Source organism: Nocardioides sp. NPDC051685 (assembly GCF_044453405.1).
GTDB lineage: Bacteria > Actinomycetota > Actinomycetes > Propionibacteriales > Nocardioidaceae > Nocardioides.
Map to the genome: position 1 here is coordinate 702,081 of NZ_JBITCR010000001.1, position 22,275 is coordinate 724,355.

The 22,275-nt window shown below is 70.4% G+C and carries 19 protein-coding genes; 5 read left to right on the forward strand and 14 right to left on the reverse strand.

Annotated features, from left to right (window positions below; all coding sequences use genetic code 11):
• Positions 1–4 precede the first annotated feature (4 nt).
• From ACIA03_RS03435 to ACIA03_RS03470, 8 genes are all read right to left on the reverse strand, one after another.
• Complete coding sequence (locus ACIA03_RS03435; RefSeq protein WP_396979253.1) at positions 5–1,111, reverse strand: NAD(P)-dependent alcohol dehydrogenase; 1,107 nt, start codon at positions 1,109–1,111, stop codon at positions 5–7.
• Positions 1,108–2,628 (reverse strand): aldehyde dehydrogenase family protein, encoded by a 1,521-nt coding sequence (locus ACIA03_RS03440; protein WP_396979255.1) that lies wholly within the window; start codon positions 2,626–2,628, stop codon positions 1,108–1,110. The genes ACIA03_RS03435 and ACIA03_RS03440 overlap by 4 nt, the downstream gene beginning before the upstream one ends.
• Positions 2,629–2,735: 107 nt before the next feature.
• Entirely contained in the window at positions 2,736–3,740 is a 1,005-nt protein-coding gene (locus ACIA03_RS03445) for an AraC family transcriptional regulator (protein ID WP_396979257.1), read from the reverse strand.
• 16 nt (positions 3,741–3,756) lie between these two features.
• Positions 3,757–4,650, reverse strand: coding sequence for a 4-hydroxyphenyl-beta-ketoacyl-CoA hydrolase (couO, locus tag ACIA03_RS03450; protein WP_396979259.1), 894 nt, complete (start codon positions 4,648–4,650; stop codon positions 3,757–3,759).
• Positions 4,647–6,179: a long-chain fatty acid--CoA ligase gene (locus ACIA03_RS03455; RefSeq protein WP_396979261.1), complete on the reverse strand. Its 1,533-nt coding sequence runs from the start codon at positions 6,177–6,179 to the stop codon at positions 4,647–4,649. The genes couO and ACIA03_RS03455 overlap by 4 nt, the downstream gene beginning before the upstream one ends.
• Positions 6,180–6,212: 33 nt before the next feature.
• Positions 6,213–7,112 carry a 3-hydroxyacyl-CoA dehydrogenase NAD-binding domain-containing protein gene (locus tag ACIA03_RS03460; protein WP_396979262.1) on the reverse strand — a complete coding sequence of 300 codons (900 nt, stop codon included), beginning with the start codon at positions 7,110–7,112 and terminating at the stop codon, positions 6,213–6,215.
• Positions 7,109–9,082 (reverse strand): acetoacetate--CoA ligase, encoded by a 1,974-nt coding sequence (locus ACIA03_RS03465; protein ID WP_396979264.1) that lies wholly within the window; start codon positions 9,080–9,082, stop codon positions 7,109–7,111. The genes ACIA03_RS03460 and ACIA03_RS03465 overlap by 4 nt, the downstream gene beginning before the upstream one ends.
• A complete protein-coding gene (locus tag ACIA03_RS03470) occupies positions 9,079–9,876 on the reverse strand; it encodes a crotonase/enoyl-CoA hydratase family protein (RefSeq protein ID WP_396979266.1) in 798 nt (265 codons plus the stop codon). Before ACIA03_RS03470 ends, ACIA03_RS03465 begins: the two co-directional genes overlap by 4 nt.
• Positions 9,877–9,960: 84 nt before the next feature.
• On the opposite strand from ACIA03_RS03470, the gene ACIA03_RS03475 reads away from it, so the two are divergent.
• A complete protein-coding gene (locus tag ACIA03_RS03475) occupies positions 9,961–10,380 on the forward strand; it encodes a MarR family winged helix-turn-helix transcriptional regulator (RefSeq protein ID WP_396979268.1) in 420 nt (139 codons plus the stop codon).
• On the opposite strand, the gene ACIA03_RS03480 is transcribed toward ACIA03_RS03475, so the two are convergent.
• Positions 10,377–11,312, reverse strand: a complete 936-nt coding sequence (locus ACIA03_RS03480; protein ID WP_396979270.1) for a LysR family transcriptional regulator — start codon at positions 11,310–11,312, stop codon at positions 10,377–10,379. The two genes, ACIA03_RS03475 and ACIA03_RS03480, sit on opposite strands and share 4 nt — an antisense overlap.
• A 555-nt stretch (positions 11,313–11,867) precedes the next feature.
• On the opposite strand from ACIA03_RS03480, the gene ACIA03_RS03485 reads away from it, so the two are divergent.
• The 4 genes from ACIA03_RS03485 to ACIA03_RS03500 are packed head-to-tail and all read left to right on the forward strand — an operon-like array spanning position 11,868 to position 15,770.
• Complete coding sequence (locus ACIA03_RS03485) at positions 11,868–12,887, forward strand: ABC transporter substrate-binding protein (protein ID WP_396979272.1); 1,020 nt, start codon at positions 11,868–11,870, stop codon at positions 12,885–12,887.
• Between the two features lie 8 nt (positions 12,888–12,895).
• Positions 12,896–13,939 (forward strand): FecCD family ABC transporter permease, encoded by a 1,044-nt coding sequence (locus ACIA03_RS03490; RefSeq protein ID WP_396979274.1) that lies wholly within the window; start codon positions 12,896–12,898, stop codon positions 13,937–13,939.
• A 5-nt stretch (positions 13,940–13,944) separates the two neighbouring features.
• Positions 13,945–14,979 carry a FecCD family ABC transporter permease gene (locus tag ACIA03_RS03495; RefSeq protein WP_396979276.1) on the forward strand — a complete coding sequence of 345 codons (1,035 nt, stop codon included), beginning with the start codon at positions 13,945–13,947 and terminating at the stop codon, positions 14,977–14,979.
• On the forward strand, positions 14,976–15,770 hold the full coding sequence (locus ACIA03_RS03500) for an ABC transporter ATP-binding protein (protein ID WP_396979278.1): 795 nt from the start codon (positions 14,976–14,978) through the stop codon (positions 15,768–15,770). The genes ACIA03_RS03495 and ACIA03_RS03500 overlap by 4 nt, the downstream gene beginning before the upstream one ends.
• A 24-nt stretch (positions 15,771–15,794) precedes the next feature.
• Here ACIA03_RS03500 and ACIA03_RS03505 read toward each other — a convergent pair whose 3' ends face one another.
• From ACIA03_RS03505 to iolB, 5 genes are all read right to left on the reverse strand, one after another.
• A complete protein-coding gene (locus ACIA03_RS03505; protein ID WP_396979280.1) occupies positions 15,795–16,010 on the reverse strand; it encodes a hypothetical protein in 216 nt (71 codons plus the stop codon).
• Between the two features lie 846 nt (positions 16,011–16,856).
• Complete coding sequence (locus ACIA03_RS03510; protein WP_396979281.1) at positions 16,857–17,963, reverse strand: Gfo/Idh/MocA family oxidoreductase; 1,107 nt, start codon at positions 17,961–17,963, stop codon at positions 16,857–16,859.
• The gene (locus ACIA03_RS03515) at positions 17,960–19,459 is read right to left on the reverse strand and encodes a CoA-acylating methylmalonate-semialdehyde dehydrogenase (protein WP_396979283.1); all 1,500 of its coding nucleotides are present in this window, start codon (positions 19,457–19,459) and stop codon (positions 17,960–17,962) included. The genes ACIA03_RS03510 and ACIA03_RS03515 overlap by 4 nt, the downstream gene beginning before the upstream one ends.
• Complete coding sequence (iolD, locus tag ACIA03_RS03520; RefSeq protein WP_396979285.1) at positions 19,456–21,387, reverse strand: 3D-(3,5/4)-trihydroxycyclohexane-1,2-dione acylhydrolase (decyclizing); 1,932 nt, start codon at positions 21,385–21,387, stop codon at positions 19,456–19,458. Before iolD ends, ACIA03_RS03515 begins: the two co-directional genes overlap by 4 nt.
• The gene (gene iolB / locus ACIA03_RS03525) at positions 21,384–22,274 is read right to left on the reverse strand and encodes a 5-deoxy-glucuronate isomerase (protein ID WP_396979287.1); all 891 of its coding nucleotides are present in this window, start codon (positions 22,272–22,274) and stop codon (positions 21,384–21,386) included. Before iolB ends, iolD begins: the two co-directional genes overlap by 4 nt.
• Position 22,275: the final 1 nt, after the last annotated feature.

Sequence of the window (22,275 nt, forward strand, 5' to 3'; positions counted from 1 at the left end):
CGGGTCAGAAGGTGAGCACAGGTTTCACCGTGGCGCCCGAGACCATGTCCGCGACGGCCGTCTGGATCTCCTCGAAGGAGTAGCGCCGGACCAGCCGGTCCAACGGCAGCCGCCCGTCCGCCACCAGCCGCGCCAGCGCCGGGATCAGCGTGCGGGTCTCGGCATCGCCGAGGGTCAGCCCGGTGACCCGCTTGCCGGCCAGCATGGCGTTGACGTCGAGCCCCACCTCGGTGCCGAAGGGCGGCGCCCCGACGATGACGGCGGTCCCCCGGGCACGCAGGGCGTCGATGCCGTGGCGGAGCACGCCCGGGTTGCCGGTCGTCTCCACGACCCCGTCCGCGCCACCGCCGGTCACCTCCGTCAGGGCCGCGGCCAGGTCGTCGACCCGGCCGGCCTCGATGACGTCGGTCGCCCCCAGCTCGCGTGCCAGCTCGAGCCTCTCGGTCACCCGGTCCACCGCGACGATCCGGGTCGCCGGGGTGAGGCGTGCGGCCATCACCGCGGACAGCCCGACCGCACCCGCACCGAGGACCACCACCGAGGATCCCGGCCGCGGCGCGAGCACGTTCCAGACCGCACCGACCCCGGTCTGCACCCCGCACCCGAGCGGTGCGAGCAGGGACAGGTCCGCCTCGGGATCGATGCGAACGGCGCTGCGCTCGTCGACGACCGCGAGCCGGGAGAAGGAGGACTGCCCGAAGAAGTGACCGCCGATCGCCTCCCCACCCCTGCTCACCGGCGAGGTGCCGTCCAGGCGCGCACCACCGATGAGGTTGGCGGGCAGCCAGACGTCGCAGTAGGCCGGGTGGCCGTCACGGCACTGGGCGCAGGTCCCGCAGGAGCTGAACGACAGCAGCACCTGGTCGCCGGGTACGAGGCTGCGTACTGCTGATCCGACCTCCTCGACGACACCGGCACCCTCGTGCCCGAGCACGCCCGGGAGCGGGAACGGCAGCCCACCGCTCGCCACGCCGAGGTCGGTGTGGCACAGCCCGGCGGCGACCATCCGGACCAGGATCTCGTCGGGGCGAAGGGCGTCGAGCTCGACGTCCGCGACGGTGAACGGGGCGCCGGCGGTCTCGACCACCGCAGCCTGGGTCGTGGTGCTCATGGTGTCTCCTGGGTGGTGGGTGGAAGGGAGATGACGACGGATCGGACCTTGGTGTAGGACTCCAGCGACTCCGGGCCGTACTCGCGGCCGAAACCGGACTGCTTGACGCCACCGAACGGCACCGCCGGGTCGAGCATCGCCCAGTCGTTGACCCAGACGATGCCGGCGTCGAGGAGGCCCGCGACCCGGTGCGCGCGGGCGAGGTCGCGGGTGTGCAGCCCGGCCGCCAGCCCGTACGCCGTGGAGTTGGCGAGCGCGACGGCCTCGTCCTCGTCCGCGAACGACTGCACCGTGAGGACGGGCCCGAAGACCTCCTCGTTGACGACGCGCGAGTCCGCGGGCAGCCCGGTGATCACCGTCGGCGCGTAGTAGTACCCGCCGGCGAGATCGCCCCCGAGCTCCGGACGCTCGCCGCCGGTGACGATCTGGCCGCCCTCCTGGCGGGCCAGGGCGACGTACTCCTCGACCTTCTTGCGGTGCTGGTCGCCGGCCATCGGGCCGATGACCGTCGCCAGGTCGCGCGGATCGCCGAGCGGTACTCCCGGGACGGCGTGCCGAAGGATGTCGACCACCGTGTCGTGGATCTCCGCGGCGACGAGCAGCCGCGGCCCGGCCATGCAGAACTGTCCCGTGTTGAACACGAAGGCCTTGATGACGGCACCCACGGCGGCCTCGATGTCGGCGTCGGCGAAGACCAGGTGCGCGCCGTTGCCGCCGAGCTCCATCGTGACCGGCTTCAGGTGCTCGCCCGCGACGCTCGCCGCCCGGCGGCCGATGGCCGTCGAGCCGGTGAACGCGATCTTGTCGACCCCGGGATGACGCAGCAGGGGGTCCCCCGCATCTGGACCGGTCCCGGTCACCACGTTGAGCACGCCGTCGGGAACCCCGGCATCGACCAGCAGCCGAGCCATGAACAGTGCGCTCAGCGGGGTGCCGTCGGCCGGCTTGTGCACGAGCGTGTTGCCCGCCGCCAGCGCGGCCGCGATCTTGGTGCTCGACAGGATGAGCGGGAAGTTGAACGGCGTGATCGCGCCGACCACACCCAGGGGCTCGCGGCGCGTGTAGGCGAGCGCAGGCATGGGCGTGTCCCGTACGGACCCGTCGAGGGTCTGCGCGAGCGCGGCGCAGTACTCGTACTGCTGGGCCGCCGTCTCGACGTCGACGTGTCGTGCCAGCGTCACCGGCTTGCCGACGTCGCGGCTCTCGACCTCGACCAGCTCGTCGGCCCGCTCCCGGATCAGCGCCGCGACCCGGTGCAGGATCCGGCCTCGGTCACGGCCGCTCATCCGCGGCCACGGGCCCTCGTCGAAGGCGCGTCGTGCCGCCGTGACGGCGGCGTCGATGTCGGTCGCGTCACCGAGCGGCGCGGTCGTCAGTACGTTGCCCGTGCTGGGGTCGATGACGTCCATCCGGCGGCCGGACGCCGAGGCGGTCGCCCGGCCGTCGATGAAGAGCTGCTGGTCCTCGTACGTCGCAGGCTTCTGTTCGGGGACGTCGGGTGGCAAGGTGCGGGACATCGGGTCCTCCTGGTCGCTGTGACGGCTGTCACTTCGACGCTAGAGAGGCTCAGACCCGCGGGAAATGCGGAAGACGAACGGCTCTGTTCGCAATACGAACGGTCGGCTCAGGCCTTGCGTCGCAGCGTCTGGGACGGCGTCTCGCCATAGGCGTCGCGGTACTGCGCCGCGAACCTGCCGAGGCTGAAGAACCCCCAGCCCGAGGCCACCGTGGCCACGGTGGTGGCGTCGGCATCGCTCGCGAGCAGCGCGTCGCGCACCCGCCCCAGTCGCACCTGCCGCAGGAATCCGCTGGGAGTGGTCTCGAGATGCCGGGCGAAGCCCTGCTGGAGCGCGCGTACGCAGAGCCCGGCGTGAGCGGCGACGTCGGCGACCCCGATCGGGTCGCCGGCGTGCTCCTCGATGTAGGCGACCGCTGCGCGGATCGCTGCCGGACCGCCGGCGACCGTCGGGTGCCGCAGCTCCTCGGAGTAGTTGTGCTCGTGGCCGTAGAGGAGGCCGGTGACGATGCTCTGCGCGAGCGAGTCGACGAACGGCGACGCGTCGAAGACCGACTCCCCCGTCGTCGGCCCGCGCCCGTCCCCACGGAAGTCGTACACCCGGTCCAGGAGGACGCGGGCCAGCTGCCACAGCTCTTTGCCGGGGCCGCGGTCCAACGCCAGGCCCGGCGCCATCTCGAGCGGGCTTCGCAGCGGGTGGCCCAGGAGCCGCTCGAGGGTCTCCTCGACGGTGAACCGGTCCAGTTTCAGCGTCATGACGTCCTCGCCGCCGCCCCATCCCTCCAGGCGGGTCGGCCGGTGCGGGCTGTGCACGGCCGCCACGGTCGGCGTCGCGATGACGGTGTCCCGACCGTAGGCGGTGCGGATCGCACCGGTGGCTGGGACGTTGACCTGATAGCCGTCACCGAGCGGGCCGGTCCCGACCCGAACGGCGCAGTCATAGGAGAGCCTGCCGACCGTGACCGGGCCGAAGGTGCGTACGGCCAGATGCACGCCGAACCGGTGGTCGCGGTCGGTGACCTCGACGTCGTGGGGGTAGAAGAGCTCGCTGCCGAGCGAGCGTGCCTCGTCGATGTCGGTGAGGTCCGCGGAGATGGTGCTCGAGTTCGACATGGTGTCTCCTTGGTGGTCAGGATCCCAGTCCGAGCAGCCGGATCGCGTTCTGCTTCAGCAGCAGCGGCCGGACCTCGTCCTTGATCTCGAGCCTCTCCAGGTCGTCGAACCAACGATCCGGAGTGATCACCGGGAAGTCCGAGCCGAAGAGCACCTTACGCCGCAGCGGCCCGTTGAGCTGCTTGACCAGCTGCGGCGGGAAGTACTTCGGCGACCAGCCGGACAGGTCGATGTGGACGTTGGCCTTGTGGGTCGCGATCGAGATCTGCACATCGACCCAGGGGACGGCGGGGTGTGCCATCACCATCTGTAGATCCGGGAAATCGGCGGCGACGTCGTCGAGGAGCAGAGGGTCGGAGTAGCGCAGCTTGATCCCGCGGCCGCCGGGCAGACCCGCTCCGATCCCGGTCTGGCCGGTGTGGAAGAGCGCGACCACGCCGAGCTCCTGCAGGGTGGCCCACAGCGGGCCGTGCTCCGGGTCGTTCGGGGAGAAGGCCTGCAGGCCGGGATGGAACTTGAAGCCGCGTACGCCGTAGTCCTCGACCAGCTTCCTGGCCTGCTTCACGGCCGCCTCGCCCTTGCGGGGGTCGACGGAGCCGAACGGGATCAGCACGTCGGCGTGCTCGGTGGCGCGCTCGGCGATCTCCTCGCTCGACAGCGGCGGGTGGTCGAGGCCGGTGGAGGCGTCGACGGTGAAGATCACCGCGGCCATGTTCCGCTCGCGGTAGTAGGCGGCGAGGTCGTCGACGGTCGGGGTGCGCGGATGGTCGCCGCGGAAGTAGACCGCGGAGGCGTCCATCAGCTCCTGGTCGAGCGAGAGGTGGCCGTGGTGGTCGGCCTCGACGTGGGTGTGCATGTCGAGGGCCTGGATCGCGTCGGTGTCGATGCGTGGCTCGTAGTGCATCCTCATGCTCCTTCCGGGGTGCCGTACAGCTCGCGCACCCGGGACTTCAGCAGCTTCCCGGAGGCGTTGTGCGGGATCTCGTCGACGAAGACGACGGCCTTGGGGATCTTGTAGCGGGCGAGCCGTCCGTCGAGGTGTTTCAGCAGGTCGTCCTGGGTGAGAGCGGAGTCGGGGCGGCGTACGACGACGGCTCGGCCCACCTCGCCCCAGCGTTCGTCGGGGACGCCGATGACGGCGGCCTCGGCGACGTCGGGATGGGTGTAGACGGCCTGCTCGACCTCGGCCGGATAGACGTTCTCGCCGCCGCTGATGAACATGTCCTTCACCCGGTCGACCACGTAGAGGAAGCCGTCGTCGTCGAGCACCGCGACATCGCCCGTACGCAGCCAAGGCCCGTCGAAGGCAGCCTCCGTCGCGGCTCCGTTGTGCCAGTAGCCGGGGGTCACGTTGGGACCGCTGACGTGCACCTCACCGGGCTGGCCGGGGGCGGCCGCCTCGTCGCCGGGGGCGACGACGCGGACGTCGGTGAAGAAGCAGGGGGTGCCGGCGGAGCCGAGCTTCTCGAGACCGTCGCCGGCACGCAGCATGGTCGTCCCCGGGGACGCCTCGGTCAGGCCGTAGCCCTGGATGATGTGCAGACCGCGGGACTGCCAGGTGTCGAGGAGGGTGCGCGGGATCGGCGCGCCGCCGCTCAGGGCCGAGCGGAGACTGTCGAGGTCGGCGGTCGCCCAGGTCGGCTCCTGGGCCAGGGCCTGGTACATCGAGGTGACGCCGAAGAGCAGGGTGACCCGCTCCCGCTCGATGGTCGCGATCGCCTCGGCCGGGTCGAAGCGGGCCGCGATGAGGGACGTCCCGCCCTTGAGGAAGGTCGGCAGCAGCACCTGGTTGAGCGCGGCGGTGTGGAACAGCGGCGCGGTGACCAGGGCGATCTCGTCGGAGCGGATGTCGACGTCGACGAGCAGGTTGAACGCGTTCCAGGCGATGTTTCCGTGCGTCAACATCACGCCCTTGGGGCGGCCGCTGGTGCCTGAGGTGTACTGGATCATGAAGACGTCATCGAGGCCGACCTCGACGTCGATCCGCTCGGCCCGCTTCCCCGCCGGCTCGACGGCCAGGGCGTCCAGCCCATGCCCGCCGGCAGCCACGAACCGGTGACTCGGCAGCCCGAGTGCCGCGACCGCATCGGCGGATACCGCCTCGTCGAAGTCGTCGGCGTGGATCAGCAGCGCCGGCTCGGCGTCGGTGAGGATCCAGGCCAGCTCCGGCGGCGCCAGCCGGGTGTTGAGCGGCAGGAAGACCGCCCCCAGCCGTGCAGTGGCGAAGAGCGTGACCGCGAGCTCGATGGAGTTCAGGCCGAGGAAGGCGACCCGGTCGCCGGCCGCGACGCCGCGGGCACGCAGCCCACGGGCGACCGCCTCGACGAGGCGGTCGACCTCGGCGTACGTCACCACCGCGTCGTCCTGCACGAACGCCCGCGCGCCGGGGGTCATCCGGGCCCGCCGGGCGGGCCACGATCCGATGCCGCTGTCCAACATGTCGATCCTCGTTCGTCTCGTGGACTCAGGTTCTCAGCTGAGCCCGAGGTCGGTCTTGATCTCCAGCAGTCGCCGCAGCGCCTGGTCGCGGCGGGCGACCAGCTCCTCGGCGGAGGTCCCGTCGAGCTCCTGGTCGACCCCGTCGACCAGCTTCTCGATCAGATCCTTGGTCAGGGCGGGGTGGCCCAGGTCGTCCCACCAGTCGACCATCGGCGGGCCGAGGTGCTCGAGCACGTGCCCGAGCCCGCCGGGGCCGCCGGAGAGGTGCTGGGTCGCGAACGGGCCGAGCAGCGACCAGCGCAGCCCGGGGCCGTCGGCGATCGCGGTGTCGATGTCGGCGACGGAGACGATGCCCTGGTCGACCAGGTGGTAGGCCTCGCGCCACAGCGCTGCCTGGAGCCGGTTGGCCACGTGCCCGGGCACCTCGCGGCGGATGTGGATGGGACGTTTGCCCAGGTGGCGCAGGGTGTCCATGGCCGCCTCGACGGCCTCCGGCGACGTCGCGCCCCCGCCGACGACCTCCACCAGCGGCACCAGGTGCGGCGGGTTGAACGGATGGGCGATCAGCACCCGCTCGGGATGCCGGGGGCAGGCGTCCTGGAACGTGCTCGGCATCAGGCCCGAGGAGCTGCTGGTCAGCAGTACGTCAGGGGCGGCGGCCTCGTCGAGCGCAGCGAAGATCTCGCGCTTGACCTCCAGCCGCTCGGGTCCGCTCTCGAGCACCAGGTCGGCGGCCGCCCCGACCTCGCCGAGATCGGCGGCGAACCGCAGCCCGCCCTCCGGCACCTGAGCGCGCAGCCGCTCCTCGGCGCCCTCGGCTGGGTCCCAGGCGACCACGTCGAGCCCGTGCTCGAGCCCGAGGACCACCCAGCTGACCCCGATCGCACCGGTGCCGACGACCCCGAGCGTACGGACGCTCTCACCGCTTCTCATGCGTCCACCTTCCGCAGGGCGCCGGACCTGGCCAGTGCGACGAACGGATCCAGGGCGGCCGGGTCGGCGAGCGCGTCCCGGCTGGCGACGTCCTCGGGACGTACGCCCTGAAGGATGCGCTTGGCCGGCAGCTCGAGCTTCTTGCCGGTGAGGTTGCGCGGCACCGCCGGCACCTCGATCACCTGGTCCGGGATGTGCCGCGGGGAGAGCGCGGAGCGCAGGGCGCCGACCAGCCGTGCCCGGAGCGCGTCGTCGAGCCGGAACCCCTCGTCGGTGACGACGAAGAGCAGCAGCTCGCCGTTGCCGCCGTCGGGATCCTCGAGATGGACGACCAGCGAGTCGGCGACACCGTCCACCTCCTCGGCGACGCGGTAGAACTCTGCCGTGCCGAGGCGTACGCCGCCGCGGTTGAGGGTCGCGTCGGAGCGGCCGGCGACGTGGCAGCTGCCGTTGTCGTGGAAGAGGATCCAGTCGCCATGGCGCCAGACGCCGGGATAGTGGTCGAAGTAGGCGCTCCGGTAGCGGGACCCGTCGTCGTCGCCCCAGAAACCGACCGGCATCGAGGGCATCGGGGAGGTGATGACCAGCTCGCCGAGCTCGCCGGTGACGGGGCGGCCGGATTCGTCGTAGGCGTGGGCGTCGACGCCGAGACAACGGCCGGAGATCTCGCCGGCGTAGACCGGGAGCAGCGGGTTGTTCTGCACGATGCCGGAGCAGACGTCGGTGCCGCCGCTGCCGACGTTGATCTGCGCGTCGGGGAGCTGCTCGGACAGCCAGGCGTAGCCTTCCGGCGGGAGCGGCGAGCCGGCCGAGCCGAGGACACGAATCCGCAGGTCGCCGATGCCCTCGAGATCGAGGCCGGCCTTCCGGCAGGCCATCACGAAGCCGGGACTGGCGCCCATGACCGTCGCCCCGGTCGACGCCGCGAGCCGCCACTGCCAGGTGAGATCAGGGTGTAGAGGGTTGCCGTCGACCATGACGATCGAGGAGCGCACCAGGAGCGAGGAGACCAGGGCGTTCCACATCATCCAGGCGGTCGTGGAGAACCAGAGCATCCGGTCCTCCGGCCCCATGTCCCACGAGAGCGCATGGTTCTTGAGGTGCTCGAGCAGGATGCCGCCGTGGCCGTGGACGATCGCCTTCGGCCGGCCGGTGGTGCCGGAGGAGAAGAGCACCACCAGCGGGTGGTCGAAGGGGACGGGCTCGAAGGCCAGTTCGGCCTCGTCTTCCGAGCCCAGCAAGGAGGTCCAGGAGAGCGCGTCATCGACCCGGTGTGCCCCGTACTCCACGTCGATCACATGCCGCACCGACGGCAACTCGGCCCGGATCTCGGCCACCTGCTCACGGCGGTCGATGTCCTTGGCGCCGTAGCGGTAGCCACCGGCGACGAGCAGCACGACCGGCTCGATCTGGGCGAAGCGGTCGATCACGCTGCGCGGCCCGAACTCGCTCGCACAGCTCGCCCAGATCGCGCCGAGGCTCGCGGTGGCGAGGTAGGCGACCAGGGCCTCGGGGATGTTGGGGAGATAGCCGGCGACGCGGTCGCCGCGGCGTACGCCCAAGGTCTTCAGCGCCGCCCGCGCCCGGGCCACCTGGTCGCGCAGGTCGCCGAAGGTCAGCTCGACGTCGTCGCGGGTCTGCGACCGGCCGAGCACGGCGACCCGGTCGAGGTCCTCGTCGGTGCCGAGCGCGTGCTCGGCATAGTTGAGGGTCGCGCCCGGGAACCAGCGCGCGCCGGGCATCTCGCGGGAGGCGAGGACGGTGTCGTACGCCGCGTGCGCACGCACCCCGAAGAACTCCCACACCGCCGACCAGAAGCCGACGAGGTCGGTCACCGACCAGCGCCACAGCTCGTCGTGGGTCGTCATCTCGAGGTTGCGCTCGCGGGCGAGCCAGGTCAGGAACTCGCCGACCCGGGAGGTGGAGAGGACGTCCGCGGGAGGGGTCCAGACGACGTCACCCTGGTTCACTGGTCCGTCACCTTCCGGGCTCGTCCGGCGAGGAAGTCCTGCATCCGGCCCTTGGCGTCGTCGGTCCCCTGCGCGATCGCGGCCATCAGTGACTCCATCAGGAAGCCGTCACGGGGGTTGGCCTCGGCGATGCGCGGCAGCGCCTGCACGACGGCGAAGTTGGTCTGGGGCGCGTTCTGGGCGATCCGGCCGGCCAGCTCGAGAGCGGTCTTCCGGCCGGTGCCGTCGGCGACCGCGTACTGGCTCAGGCCCAACGTCAGCCCCTCCTGCGCGTCGTAGCGACGGCCGGTCAGCATCATGTCCGCCATCCGCGGGACCCCGATGAGCCGCGGGACGCGGACCGAGGCGCCGCCGCCGACGAAGAGCCCGCGCTGCCCCTCGGGCAGGGCGTAGAAGGTCGACTCCTCCGCGACCCGGACGTGCGCGGCCGCGGCGAGCTCCAGCCCGCCCCCGACCACGGCGCCCTTCAGCGCCGCCACGACCGGCACCGGCCCGAACTCGATCTTCTCGAAGACCCGGTGCCACATCCGCGAGTGGGTCACCCCGGCGAGGGTGTCGCGCCCGGTCATCTCGGCCAGGTCGAGCCCGGCGCAGAAGTGGTCGCCGTCCGCGTCGATGACGACGGCGCGTACGTCCGTCGGGAGCCCATCGAAGAACCGCTCGATCCCGAGCACCGCCTCGTCGCTGAGCGCGTTCCGCTTCGCGGGACGGGCGAGGGTCAGCACCGCGATGTCGTCGATGCGCTCTGCTCGCAGGGCATCGGGCAGCTCCGACCAGGGGGAGGTTCCGGGCATGATGAACTCCTCGTGATTGACAGGAATCCTGATAATTGCAGAAATAGGCACCTCTCGCAAGGGCGGCGATGCTTGAATGACCGCATGACCGATGCGCCCCTGCTGCTCTACGTCGTCAAGCAGCTCGAGCTCGCCACGCGGGCCCGCCTCGACGCCGTGCTGAAGGAATCAGGGGTCACCGCCCTGCAGTACACCGCCCTCTCGGTGCTCGAGCGCCGCCCGACGATGAGCGCCGCCGACCTGGCCCGCGCGTCGTTCGTACGTGCCCAGTCCGCCGCCGACCTCATCGGCGCCCTCGAGCGCCGCGGCCTCATCGAGCGCCGCATCGACCCCGACAACCGGCGCCGGATGCTGATCAGCCTCACCCCCGAGGGCCGCACCTTCCTCGACACCTACGACCCCCGCGTCGAGGAGCTCGAGGAACAGATGCTCGCCGACCTCGACAGCGAGGACCGCAAGGCCTTCCGTACGTTCCTCGACACCGCCCGCCGGGCGCTTTCCTAGATGACGCCCGTCGTGATGCCGACACTCACACCGCCGACGCCATCCGCGTCGGCATCAGCAGTGGACGCGAGATGATCGCGCAGCGCCCGTGCGGTTGCAGAGAGCTCGTGGTCGGCGTTGTAGCACAGCACTAGATTGCGGCGTGCCCACCGGTCGTCGAGTTCGGTTGCCTCGAGGGCTCCTTCGGCGATCCACCTCTCGATGCTTCGACGGGGCAAGATCGCGATCCCGACGCCTGCGGCGACAACCTGACATACGGCGTCGATGGTAGGCAGCCTGGCCAGGTAGGTTGGCCGCGAGCCCAGCGGGAGCGCATGGCCTTCCAGGTGCTCCTGCAGGGCGCTGCCATGGCTCAGCCCCACAAAGGGATGATCGAGTACGTCGGCGTACGAGACGGCGGACCTGCCGACGAGCGGATCACCCGGGGACGTCGTGACCACGAGCGGGTCGACGCGGAGCGCAAGTGTCTTCAGCTCGCCCAGATCCACGCTGTCGGCGACGATCCCCAGCTCCGCTCGGCGCTCGGCGACAGCGGCCACGATCCGGTGGCTCGGACGTTCTTCGATGTCGACACGTACTCGCGGGTTGGCAGCCAGAAACGCTCCCAGCGGGCCAGTCAGGCTGTCGGCCGCCGCGGTGTTCGCCAAGAGACGCACGGTGCCACCTTGTCCATCCGCAAGCTCCGCGAGCTCGTCTCGCATCTCGTGGACGGCGCGGCGAATCCTCCGGGCGTGGCGAACAAGCAAGACCCCGGCCGGCGTCGGCGACACCCCGCGGCGGTCACGGTCGAACAGCGAGACACCGAGGGCGCGCTCCATTCCTCGGATGCGGGCGCTGGCTGAAGGGAGTGAGAGCGGCACGCGTTCCGCCCCGTGAGTGATGCTTCCGCAGTCGGCTACGGCCACGACGAGTTCGAGATCGAGAAGGTCCATCGGACCACCCATCCGTGAGTGTCTGTCTTCGGCTCACACAGAGCCTGCCAGTAAGGATCTCGCATTTTCCAGCGAACGCGTGCGCACCAGACTCGACGACAGATGCCACTCAACAGTCGATCAGGAGCAGGTTCGTGACCCCTTGCAAAGCGCCGCGGTGGCGCACGAAGACACTCCGCCACCTGGCCTTCGGACTAGCCGATGCCATGCGCACTCGACTGCTGCACGCCGCGGCGGCCAACGCCGCTGCATGGTCCGACTGGGCATCGAGACCTCGACCCGCGTCGGCCCCCGATCCGGCTGCATCGGCTTCAGGGGCTCGGCACCGTGAACAGCTGCACCGGATTGCTTGCCTCATCGAGCTAGGTGAGTACGACGCCGCGTTGGCAGAGTCGACGCGGGATCCATCGGGCACGCGCCGGTAGCTCCGATCGGGCCCCGATACGAGGCATGGCCGCGCAGAACACGCACGGCCGCGCAGAACACGCACCCGGGTCGCCCACAGGGACGAAACGAGGCACTGCCGGCAGCAAGAAATTAGGCTAGCCTCACCTTATGAGACCCCACCTCGCCGTCGCCACGATCGCCGCCCTGGCCCTGGCGCTGTCCGCCTGTTCCTCAGACATCGCCGATGACGACGGCGGCGAGCCCGCGTCAGGAGCGAGCTCTGTCCCCGACGGTCCGTGGAGCTTCACCGACGGCTCGGGCGAGGTCGTGAAGCTCGACGAGGCACCGACCCGGATCATCGCGCACGCGCCGGCGGCCGCCGCGCTGATCTCCTACGGCATCCGCCCGGTCGGCATCTACGCCGACGAGCCGGTCGAGACCGACCCGAACCTGGACGGCGTGGACCTGACCGACATCGAGGTGCTCGGTGAGGAGTGGGGCTCGATCGACGTCGCCAAGGCGTCCACGCTGAGCCCGGACCTGATCGTCGCCGACTGGTGGCCGGCGGAGAAGGCCCACTCGGGGCTGGAGAACGGCACCAAGGCGAAGAGCAAGAAGCTCGCCGAGCTGGCTCCGGTGGTCGGCCCGTCCCAGGGTGGCTCGATCCTCAACCTCGCCGAGGGCTACGAGGATCTCGCCGAGAGCCTCGGCGCCGACGTCGAGAACTCCCAGGGCGCCAAGGACAAGGCGGCCTTCGAGAAAGCCCGCGACGGCTTCATCGCCGAGATGAAGGACAAGGACCTGACCGCGCTCGCGGTCTCCCCCGCCGACGACCTGCTCTACGCCGCCAACCCGGAGTACGCCCCGGAGCTGCTGGACTTCACCGAGTGGGGCCTGCAGGTGGTCGCGCCGGACTCGCCGGACCCGGACTTCCCCTACTGGGAGAACCTGAGCTGGGAGAACGCCGACAAGTACCAGCCGGACGTCCTGCTGATCGACAGCCGCACCTTCGTCGACGCCAAGGAGACCGCCGAGGGCCAGCCGACCTGGACGTCCATCCGCGCGGCCGAGGCCGGCCAGGTCATCGAGTGGCCCGCGTTCTGGCTGCACACCTACGGCGACTACGCCGAGGCCCTGACCAAGCTGACCGCCGATCTGGCCGACGTCGACGACACCATCGGCGACTGACCCCGGCGGTGAGCACCTCTGTCGCCACCGCGACACCCGCACCGGTACGACGGCGAGCCTCCGGGCTCGCCGTCGGCCTGCTGCTGCTCGTCGCGCTCGTGCCCGTCCTCGCCTTTCTCAGCGTGACCCTCGGATCGCGCGAGATCGCACTGAGCCAAGTCCTCGACGCCTTCCGTCACTTCACCAGCTCGTCGGTCGAGGACACCGTGACCGTACGTCTGCGGGTGCCCCGGACCGTGCTCGGACTCCTCGCGGGCGCGGCTCTCGGGCTCGCCGGCACCCTGCTGCAGGGCCTGACCCGCAATGCCATCGCCGACCCGGGGATCATGGGCGTCAATGCCGGGGCGGCCTTCGCCGTGGTCGGCTCGATCACCCTGCTCGGCATCGACTCGCTCGGGTTCCACGTCGTCGCGGCGTTCGCCGGGGCGCTCGCGGCCACGGTGCTCGTCTACTCGGTGGGCTCGCTCGGACGCGACGGCGCGACGCCGGTGAAGATGGCCCTCGCCGGGGCCGCGATCACGGCCGGGCTGACCGCGGTGACGACCGGGCTGCTGCTCACCGACCTCGACGCCCAGCAGCAGTACCGCTTCTGGCAGGTCGGCTCGCTGGCCGGCCGCTACGCCCCGATCGTGACGGGCGTGGCTCCGTTCCTGCTGGTCGGCATCGTCCTGGCGCTGCTGTGCGGCCGCTGGCTCAACGCGCTGGCCCTGGGCGACGACGCCGCTCGCGGGCTGGGCGTCTCCCTGACGCGTACGCGCATCCTGTCGTTCCTGGTGGTCGGGCTGCTCTGCGGCGCCGCGACCGCCGCGTGCGGCCCGATCGTCTTCGTCGGTCTGGTGGTGCCGCACGTGGCGCGGTTCCTCTGCGGTCCTGACTATCGCTGGGTCCTGCCCTACTCGATGGTGCTGGGTGCCCTGCTGTTGCTCGGCGCGGACATCCTCGGTCGCGTCCTGGGCGGCACCGGAGAGCTCCAGGTCGGCGTGGTCCTCGGCATCATCGGCGCCCCGTTCTTCGTGCTCCTCGTCCGCTACGCCCGGCTGGCGGACCTATGAGCGTCATGCCCCAGACGGTCACGGCCCTGCGGCGTACGCGGCGCCGTCGTCGAGTGCGCGCGGGCGTCGTACCCGTCGTCCTGCTCCTCGTCGCCGCCGTCTTGGCCCTGCTCACGCTCTGCTTCGGCTCGGTCCAGCTCAGCCTCGACCAGGTGCTGGCCTCGCTGCTGCATCTGCGCGACCACGCAGCAGTCGACTTCATCGTGCGCGACCTGACCGGGCCTCAGGTCAAGGCGGCCGTGTGCGTCGGGCTGGCGCTGGGCGCCGCCGGCACGATCTTCCAGCAACTGCTGCGCAACCCGCTGGCCTCGCCCGACTTCGTCGGCATCTCCGCGGGCGCGAGCGTCGCGGCCGTCGCCGGCATCGCGGTGCCCGCCCTCGGCGGGGTGAGCATTCCGCTGCTCGCCTTCGGCGGCGGCCTGATCACGGCCGCCGTGATGTACGTCCTGGCCTGGCGCGACGGCATCACCGGCTATCGCTTCGTGCTGATCGGGATCGGCACCGCGGCGTTCTGCACCGGCATCACCGGCTATCTCCTCACCCGCACCTCGCTCACCGAGGCCCGGGCCGCGCTGCACTGGCTGACCGGATCGATCGGGCAGGCCGGCGACGCGGAGAACAACGCGCTGCTGGTCGCCATCATCGTGCTCGTCCCGCTGGTGCCGCTGCTCCAGCGGCTGCTCCGCGCCGTCGAGCTGGGCGACGACACCGCCCGCGGTCTGGGCGTACGCATCGAGGCGACCCGGCTCGCCCTGATCGCGACCGGAGTCCTGCTGACCTCCTTGGCCACCGCGGTCGCCGGGCCGATCGCGTTCGTCGCCCTCGTGGCCGGGCCGATCGCCGACCGGCTGCTCGGCAGCGCCCGCGGCGGCATCGCCGCCGCCGGTGCGGTCGGGGCGATCGTGTGCCTGGTCGCCGACTACGTCGCGATGAACCTGCTGCCGGTCGAGGTCCCGACCGGTGTCGTCACCGGCGCCGTCGGCGCGCCGTACCTGCTGTGGCTCATCGCCACCACCAACCGGAGAGGGATGGGCGGATGACCGACGCCATCAGGCCGCGGCTCGCGGCGCGCGAGCTGACGCTGGGCTACGACGACCGGGTGGTCGTCGACCGGCTCGACCTCGACGTCCTCGACGGGCGGGTGACGGCGATCGTCGGCGCCAACGCCTGCGGCAAGTCGACGCTGATGCGGGGCCTCGCCCGGCTGCTGCGTCCGTCCGCCGGCGAGGTGCTGCTCGACGGGACCCCGATCCTCGACCGCGGCTCCCGCGAGGTCGCCCGGGTCCTCGGCCTGCTCCCGCAGAGCCCGGTCGCCCCGGACGGGATCACCGTCGGCGACCTGGTCTCGCGCGGACGCCACCCGCACCAGGGCTGGTTCCGTCACTGGAGCGCGCGGGATGAGGAGGCGGTCGCCGAGGCGCTCGCGGCGACCGACACCGGCGAGCTCGTCGACCGCCCGCTGCGCGCGCTCTCCGGGGGCCAGCGCCAGCGGGTGTGGATCGCGATGGCGCTCGCCCAGCAGACCGATCTATTGCTGCTCGACGAGCCGACGACCTACCTCGACATCAGTCATCAGGTCGACCTGCTCCGACTGCTGCGTACGCTCAACCGGGAGACCGGGCGCACCATCGTCACGGTGCTGCACGACCTCAACCTGGCCTGCCGCTACAGCGATCACCTCGTGGTCATGGCCGACGGCCGGATCCTCGCCGAGGGGCCGCCGGCCGAGGTGGTCACCGCGGAGGTCGTCGACAAGGCGTTCGGGCTGCCGTGCGTCGTCGTGCCAGACCCGGTCGCCGGTACGCCGATGGTGGTTCCGGCGGGCGACTGAGCCAAGCACGACAGGCCGCCGGACTCAGCCGACCGCGATCTCGTTCGGCTGCTCGGAACTCGTCGGTGATCTCCCCCGTCGCGCGGTCCAGAACGTGGATCGCCCGTCAGTGGCGAGGATGTAGGCCAGGTCCTCCGAGACGTACGCGTTGCCCATGCGGCCGTACTCGTCGGGGGCATGGAGCTTCTCGAACGCTCCGTCGCGGTAGAGCAGTGCGCCGTCCTCGCAGCCGAAGGCCACTGCCTCGTCGGCGGCGACCTGCTCGAAACTGCTGGACGCCGAGCGAGAGCATCGCCGCGGACCACGTCATCCGGTTCGGACTGGCCGTATCGTCGCCTAGGCCCGGCGCGGACTCTTGCGGACTGAATCAGGCGGGTGGCTCGCCGAATGCACCATTCACGAGAGTCTTCCGACGTGGCGTCCGGCTCCACGCACCTGCAGGGTTCGGCCGTCGGTGAAGCGTACGGTGGTGGGCCCGTCGGTGGTGAGGTCGCAGTGGATGCTGTTGCGGTTGAGGCAGGTTGCTTCGGCGTCGACTGCCGTGCTCGGCGGCAGGATGCATCCACCATGTGTACGGGTAGCCGGTGGCGGCCATGGCCTGCTGAAGAGCCCCCGCCGGGGACCCAGCGGAGGTTGCGGACGTAGTCGGTGGGGTTGAAGTTCGCGCCGTAGACAGCCGGATAATCTCCGACGTACGGCACGCCGTTGAGACAGTCGGTGTAGCCGACCCAGCTCACGTATCCGGCGAACCGATCCGGGTACAAGGTGGCGAAGCGCAGAGTGGGGTTCGGGACCGGGCACGTGTTCGAAGCGACCAGATCCGTATTGGCGCCGTAGTCGTCGTACATGTAATCCCGATATACCACCGTCCCGCCGCAAACGTTCGTGACCCCCGCAGTCCACGAACTGCCACCACAGCTGTTGGACGAGTCCCCATTTGATTCAGACAGCCCGGGAGAGATTGGGACGGGAGCAGCGGTGACCGGCCGTCCCGTCAGCCATCATCGCGCCGATGAGCCCCATGAACGATGCAGACTTCGTCTTGACCCTCCTCACTGGAGACTTCCTCTGTTGTGACCTGCGCGGTCAGGCTCGCGAGTGGCGACGCGTTGCATTCTGGTCGGGGTTGGTCGCATAGAGATCGGGTCGCTCCCCGGGCTCGACGGGCTCGCGGAAGCCGGTGGCCAGGGACCGGATGCCAGCCCGGGCAGCGACCGCGGCGACATAGCCGTCCCATGCGCTCGGCCCCGCCACCACGCCGGTGGAGACCGAATGCACCCAGTCGCTCAGCTCGGCTCGATAGGCATCCCTGAAGAAGTCCACGAAATCGCTGCGGATCAGGTGTTCCTGTCGCCCTGCCGTCCGGGTACTGACCGACGACCCTGGACTCAACGCGGCCGTACCGCCCGTTCCGACGACTTCGCACGCAACGTCGTAGCCGTAGGTCGCATTGACGAAGACCTCGACCGTGGCCATCGCCCCGCCTCGGGTCCACATCGTGGCGATCTGGGGGTCCCTGAAACCGTCCACCAACGGCGACTCCACGCGGATCCCGACCAGTTCGTCGTCGAGCAGCCATGGGATCGTGTCGATCTCGTGGACCATCGAGCCGCTCACCAGGGTCGCGTCGTCAAGGCTGGTGCTCGAGGAGGCATTGCGGTGGACCGCGTGCACCAGACGGATGCTGCCGACCTGCCCTTGCCCGATCACGCGGCGCAGTTCCAGGAAGCCCGGATCGTAGCGGCGCATGAAACCCACCTGGATCATCCGTCGGCCGGAGGCGACCTCAGCCCGCACCACCTCCAGCGCCGCCTCTGGCGTCACCGCCAGCGGCTTCTCGCACAGCACCGGCTTGCCGGCGGCCAAACAGGCGAGGACCAGATCCGCGTGCGTGGAGTCAGGCGAGGCGACCACAACGGCGTCGACATCGCTGGATGCCACCAGGGCCTCGGCCGAAGAGGCCAGGGCGGCACCGGCCGGTCGGGCGGTCAGCAGAGCACGCTCACCGTCGAGGTCGTACACACGGGTCACGGTCGCGGCCGGCACGCTGCTCGACAGGGTGCGGACATGATCGGCCCCCATCGCACCTGCTCCGACCACGCCCACGCGCAGTCGCTCCACCCGGCGGGCGACGCCCGCACCCTCTGCCACTTGTTCTGCGATCACATCTCCAGCCATGGCGACCTCGCTCATCGGGCGGTCGGGAAGTTGAAGTGGGCGGCCTGATGCTCCGCGTGGTCGACATGCGGCCAGCGTGAGGTGATCACCTTGCCGCGGGTGTAGAACGACACGCCCTCGGGTCCGTGGATGTGGTGCTCTCCGAAGAGCGAGTCCTTCCAGCCCCCGAAGGAGTAGTAGGCCATCGGGACCGGGACCGGCACGTTGATGCCGATCATCCCGACGTGGACGCCGCGCTGGAACCGGCGGGCCGCCTCGCCGCTCGAGGTGAAGATCGTCGTGCCGTTGCCGTACGGGTTGGCGTTGATCAGGTCGATCGCGGCGTCGACGTCGTCGGTGCGCACCACCGAGAGCACGGGGCCGAAGATCTCTTCGCGGTAGACGTCCATCTGTGGCGTGACCGCGTCGATGACCGTCGGTCCCACGAAGTAGCCCTGTTCATAGCCCGGCACGGTGATGCCTCGGCCGTCGACGTGGATCTGGGCGCCTTGGCGCTCACCGGAGTCGATCAGTCCGATGATCCGATCGCGGGCCTGGGCCGTCACTACCGGTCCCATCTGGCTCGCGGTCTCGCGGCCGGAGCCGACCTTCATGGCGAGTGCCTTCTGGCTGACTCGATCGACGAGCTCGGAGCCGACGCCGATGGCCACCGCCGCGGAGATCGCCATGCACCGCTCGCCCGCCGACCCGAAGGCCGCGGCGACGAGGTGGTCCGAGGCGTAGTCGAGGTCCGCGTCGGGCATCACGATCGCGTGGTTCTTGGCGCCGCCGAGCGCCTGCACCCGCTTGCCCGCCTGGGAGGCGCGGCCGTGAATGTATCTCGCGATCGGTGTCGAGCCGACGAAGGAGATCGCGGCGACGTCGGGATGCTCGAGAAGCCCGTCGACAGCCTCCTTGTCGCCTTGCAGCACGTTGAACACGCCGTCGGGCAGCCCCGCCTCTGCCCAGAGCTCGGCGAGAATGAGGGAGGCCGAGGGGTCGCGCTCGCTGGGCTTCAGGATGAAGGTGTTGCCGCAGGCGATGGCGACGGGGAACATCCACATCGGCACCATCGCCGGAAAGTTGAACGGGGTGATCCCGGCGCACACTCCGAGCGGCTCTCGAAACGAGTGCAGGTCGACGCCGGTGGAGATCTGTGCTGAGAAGTCACCCTTGAGCAGCTGCGGGATCCCGCAGGCGAACTCCACCACCTCGAGGCCGCGCTGCACCTCGCCGCGCGCGTCAGAAAGTACCTTGCCGTGCTCATCGGTGATTGCCTCGGCGATACGTTCGATATTCGCGTTGACGAGCTCGCGGAACGCGAAGAGCACCCTGGTTCTTGCGCTCAGTGACGCCTGCGACCAGCCGGGAAATGCGTCGCGGGCTGCCGCAACCGCCGCGTCAACATCCTGACGGCCGGCCAGTACGACCTCCGCCTGCTGCTGGCCGGTGGCGGGGTTCCACACCGCGCCCCGTCGCTCGTCAGAGCCGGACGTGGCCTTGCCCCCGATCCAGTGGTCGATCACCTTCATCGTTCGTCCCTCTTCTCGTTGGTTCGATCGTTCCTCGGGTTGTGGGGCGCAGGAACCAGGTAGCCGCGCTGAGCGGCCTTGCCCTTCTCGTACGCCGCCCGCGCTGCCTGAGTGCTCGCCAGCGCGGAGGTCTCGGCCACCGGGACGTCCCACCAGGAGTCCGACGACGGGACAGGGGCAAGGGGGTCGGTCTCGATCTCGACCACCGTGGTCCGTGCGGAGTCGCGCGCCTTCGCGACGGCAACGCGAAACTCTTCGATCGTCCTGGTCCGAATGACGTCAGCGCCGAGGCTGGCCGCGTTCGCGGCCAGGTCGATGGGAAGGTTCGCGCCGTCAAGCAGTCCGGTGTTCGGGTTGCGCAGCCGGTAGCTGGTGCCGAAACGCTGTGAGCCGACCGCGTCGGACAAGGCACCGATGGAGGCGAAGCCGTGGTTCTGGATCAGGACGATGTTGAGCTTGATGCCCTCGGCCACGGCGGTGGCGATCTCTTGGGCCATCATCAGGTAGGAGCCGTCGCCCACCAGCACGAAGACCTCGCGTTCCGGGTCAGCCATCTTCGTTCCGAGGCCTCCGGCGATCTCGTAGCCCATGCAGGAGTAGGCGTACTCCACGTTGTACGACTTGGGGTCGCTGGCCCGCCAGAGCAGCTGCAGGTCGCCGGGGAGGCTGCCTGCCGCCTGCACGATCACGTCGCGTGGGTCGAGCAGGTCGTGCAGCGCGCCAAGCACCTCGGTCTGCGCGGGGCGCGGCTCGTGGCCGAGGTGGAAGGCGGCGTCGACGTCGCGGTTCCACGCGTCCCGGTGCTGCTGGTACGACGTGACGTACTCGCGGTCCACGCACCACGGGGCGAGCGCCTCGGTCAGCGCGGTCAGACCTTCGCGCGCGTCCGCCACCACGGACACTGCCGAGTGCTTGGCCGAGTCGAAGGGCGCGACGTTGAGGTTCACGAAGGTCACGTCCGGGTTCGCGAACTGGGTCCGCGAGGCGGTGGTGAAGTCGCTGTAGCGCGTGCCGACGCCGATGACGACGTCGGCGTCGCGGGCGAGCCGGTTTGCCACTGGGGTGCCGGTGGAGCCGACACCACCGACGGCCTGCGGGTGGTCCCAGGGGATGGCGCCCTTGCCTGCGTGCGTGTCGGCGACCGGGATCCCGGTCGCCTCGGCGAGCTCTACCAATGCGATGGCTGCCTCGGAGTAGACGGCGCCGCCGCCCGCGACGATGAGCGGACGCTGTGCTCCGCGGATGGTCGCAACAGCCCGCGTCAGGGCGGCAGGCTCGGGGACCGGGCGGCGTACGTGCCAGACCCGCCGCTCGAAGAGTTCCTCGGGCCAGTCGAAGGCCTCGGCCTGGACATCCTGGGGCAGGCACAGCGTGACGGCGCCGGTCTCGGCGGGGTCGGTGAGGACCCGCACGGCGGCGAGGAGAGCGGAAGGCAGCTGTTCGGGCCGGTTGATCCGATCCCAGAATCGCGACACCGGCTTCAAGGTGTCGTTGACGGAGACGTCATAGGAGCGCGGGTCCTCGAGCTCCTGCAGGACGGGGCTGGCGGCCCGGGTGGCGAAGATGTCGCTGGGAAGCAACAAAACGGGGAGCCGATTCGTCGTGGCCAGCGCCGCCCCTGTGACCATGTTGGTCGAGCCCGGTCCGATCGAGGCCGTGCAGGCAAGAGTTTGCAGCCGGTTGCGAGTCTTCGCATAGGCCGCGGACGCGTGCACCATCGCCTGTTCGTTGCGGGCGAGGTAGTACGGCAGGTCGCTTTCGTCGTGAGCAGCCACCTGCAGAAGAGCCTGGCCGAGCCCCGCCACGTTGCCGTGGCCAAAGATGCCGAAGATGCCGGGGATGAGGCGCTGCTCAGTACCGTCGCGTTCGGTCCACTGGTGGGTGAGGAAGCGAACGACGGCCTGGCCCACCGTCAGCCGGATGGTCATGCGTCCTCCCCAACACGTCCGAAGGGCAACCTCGGGTCGATCTCCTGACCGACCCACGTGTCTCGCACCCAGCCGTGCGCCGGGTCGTCGCAAACACGCCAGGCGCGCTCTTCGCCGGGCCCTGCCATCACGTTGAGGTAGTAGAGGTCGTACCCGGGCGCTGCCATCGAGGGGCCGTGCCAGCCGTGCGGGATCAGCACCGCGTCACCCGTGCCGACCTCGGACAGCACGTCCACGTCGTGGGCCGCACTCCCGTAGACCCGCTGATACGCGATGCCCGGCCCGGCCGGCCCGGGCGCGACCTCGAAGTAGTAGATCTCCTCGAGCACGCTCTCGGTCTCGGTCTTCTCGTCGTGCTTGTGCGGCGGGTACGACGACCAGTTGCCCCCTGGCGTCAGCACCTCGCAGGCAATCAGCGCCTCGGCCTCGAACGCGCCGGGGGTGCAGAAGTTGTTCACCTGTCGGCTCGAGCGACCGGCACCGCGCAGCTCGACCGGGACACGAGCGGCTGGCTGGTGCCGGAACTCCAGCCGGTGCTCGCAGCGGGCCGACGGCAGGGCGAACCGGCCCCCGGCCTCGCTGACCACGGTGACCTCGGCGTCGCGTGGGACGTAGACGAAGTCGGTCGGACCGCTGAAGACGTCCCGCCGGCCGGCGATCGTGACGGTCTCCTCGCCACAAGTCACGGTGCAGGAGCCAGCGAGCGGCAGCACGAGCGTCTCCGCGTCACCGGTCGACCAGGTGCGGCGCTCGCCGGGTGCGAGCGTGAGCACGGCGAGACCGCTGAACGCCCAGCCCGCGGACCCTGGCGTGATCACGAGGTCGAGCCCGTCCAGTGCGGCGCTTCCCGCTGGGAGGACGAGTCCGGTCCTGGCCTGGGTGCTCACC

What these genes read in the sequence shown, in the direction of transcription:
- couO (WP_396979259.1), bottom strand. Translation starts at nt 4,650, where the DNA reads ATGAGGATGCACTACGAGCCACGCATCGACACCGACGCGATCCAGGCC.
- ACIA03_RS03500 (WP_396979278.1), top strand. Translation starts at nt 14,976, where the DNA reads ATGACCGACGCCATCAGGCCGCGGCTCGCGGCGCGCGAGCTGACGCTG.
- ACIA03_RS03515 (WP_396979283.1), bottom strand. Translation starts at nt 19,459, where the DNA reads ATGAAGGTGATCGACCACTGGATCGGGGGCAAGGCCACGTCCGGCTCT.
- ACIA03_RS03470 (WP_396979266.1), bottom strand. Translation starts at nt 9,876, where the DNA reads ATGCCCGGAACCTCCCCCTGGTCGGAGCTGCCCGATGCCCTGCGAGCA.
- iolD (WP_396979285.1), bottom strand. Translation starts at nt 21,387, where the DNA reads ATGACCATCCGGCTGACGGTGGGCCAGGCCGTCGTTCGCTTCCTCACC.
- ACIA03_RS03440 (WP_396979255.1), bottom strand. Translation starts at nt 2,628, where the DNA reads ATGTCCCGCACCTTGCCACCCGACGTCCCCGAACAGAAGCCTGCGACG.
- ACIA03_RS03510 (WP_396979281.1), bottom strand. Translation starts at nt 17,963, where the DNA reads ATGAGCGAGGTCGCCATGGCTGGAGATGTGATCGCAGAACAAGTGGCA.
- ACIA03_RS03455 (WP_396979261.1), bottom strand. Translation starts at nt 6,179, where the DNA reads ATGTTGGACAGCGGCATCGGATCGTGGCCCGCCCGGCGGGCCCGGATG.
- ACIA03_RS03480 (WP_396979270.1), bottom strand. Translation starts at nt 11,312, where the DNA reads ATGGACCTTCTCGATCTCGAACTCGTCGTGGCCGTAGCCGACTGCGGA.
- ACIA03_RS03475 (WP_396979268.1), top strand. Translation starts at nt 9,961, where the DNA reads ATGACCGATGCGCCCCTGCTGCTCTACGTCGTCAAGCAGCTCGAGCTC.
- ACIA03_RS03435 (WP_396979253.1), bottom strand. Translation starts at nt 1,111, where the DNA reads ATGAGCACCACGACCCAGGCTGCGGTGGTCGAGACCGCCGGCGCCCCG.
- ACIA03_RS03495 (WP_396979276.1), top strand. Translation starts at nt 13,945, where the DNA reads ATGCCCCAGACGGTCACGGCCCTGCGGCGTACGCGGCGCCGTCGTCGA.
- ACIA03_RS03460 (WP_396979262.1), bottom strand. Translation starts at nt 7,112, where the DNA reads ATGAGAAGCGGTGAGAGCGTCCGTACGCTCGGGGTCGTCGGCACCGGT.
- ACIA03_RS03485 (WP_396979272.1), top strand. Translation starts at nt 11,868, where the DNA reads ATGAGACCCCACCTCGCCGTCGCCACGATCGCCGCCCTGGCCCTGGCG.
- ACIA03_RS03445 (WP_396979257.1), bottom strand. Translation starts at nt 3,740, where the DNA reads ATGTCGAACTCGAGCACCATCTCCGCGGACCTCACCGACATCGACGAG.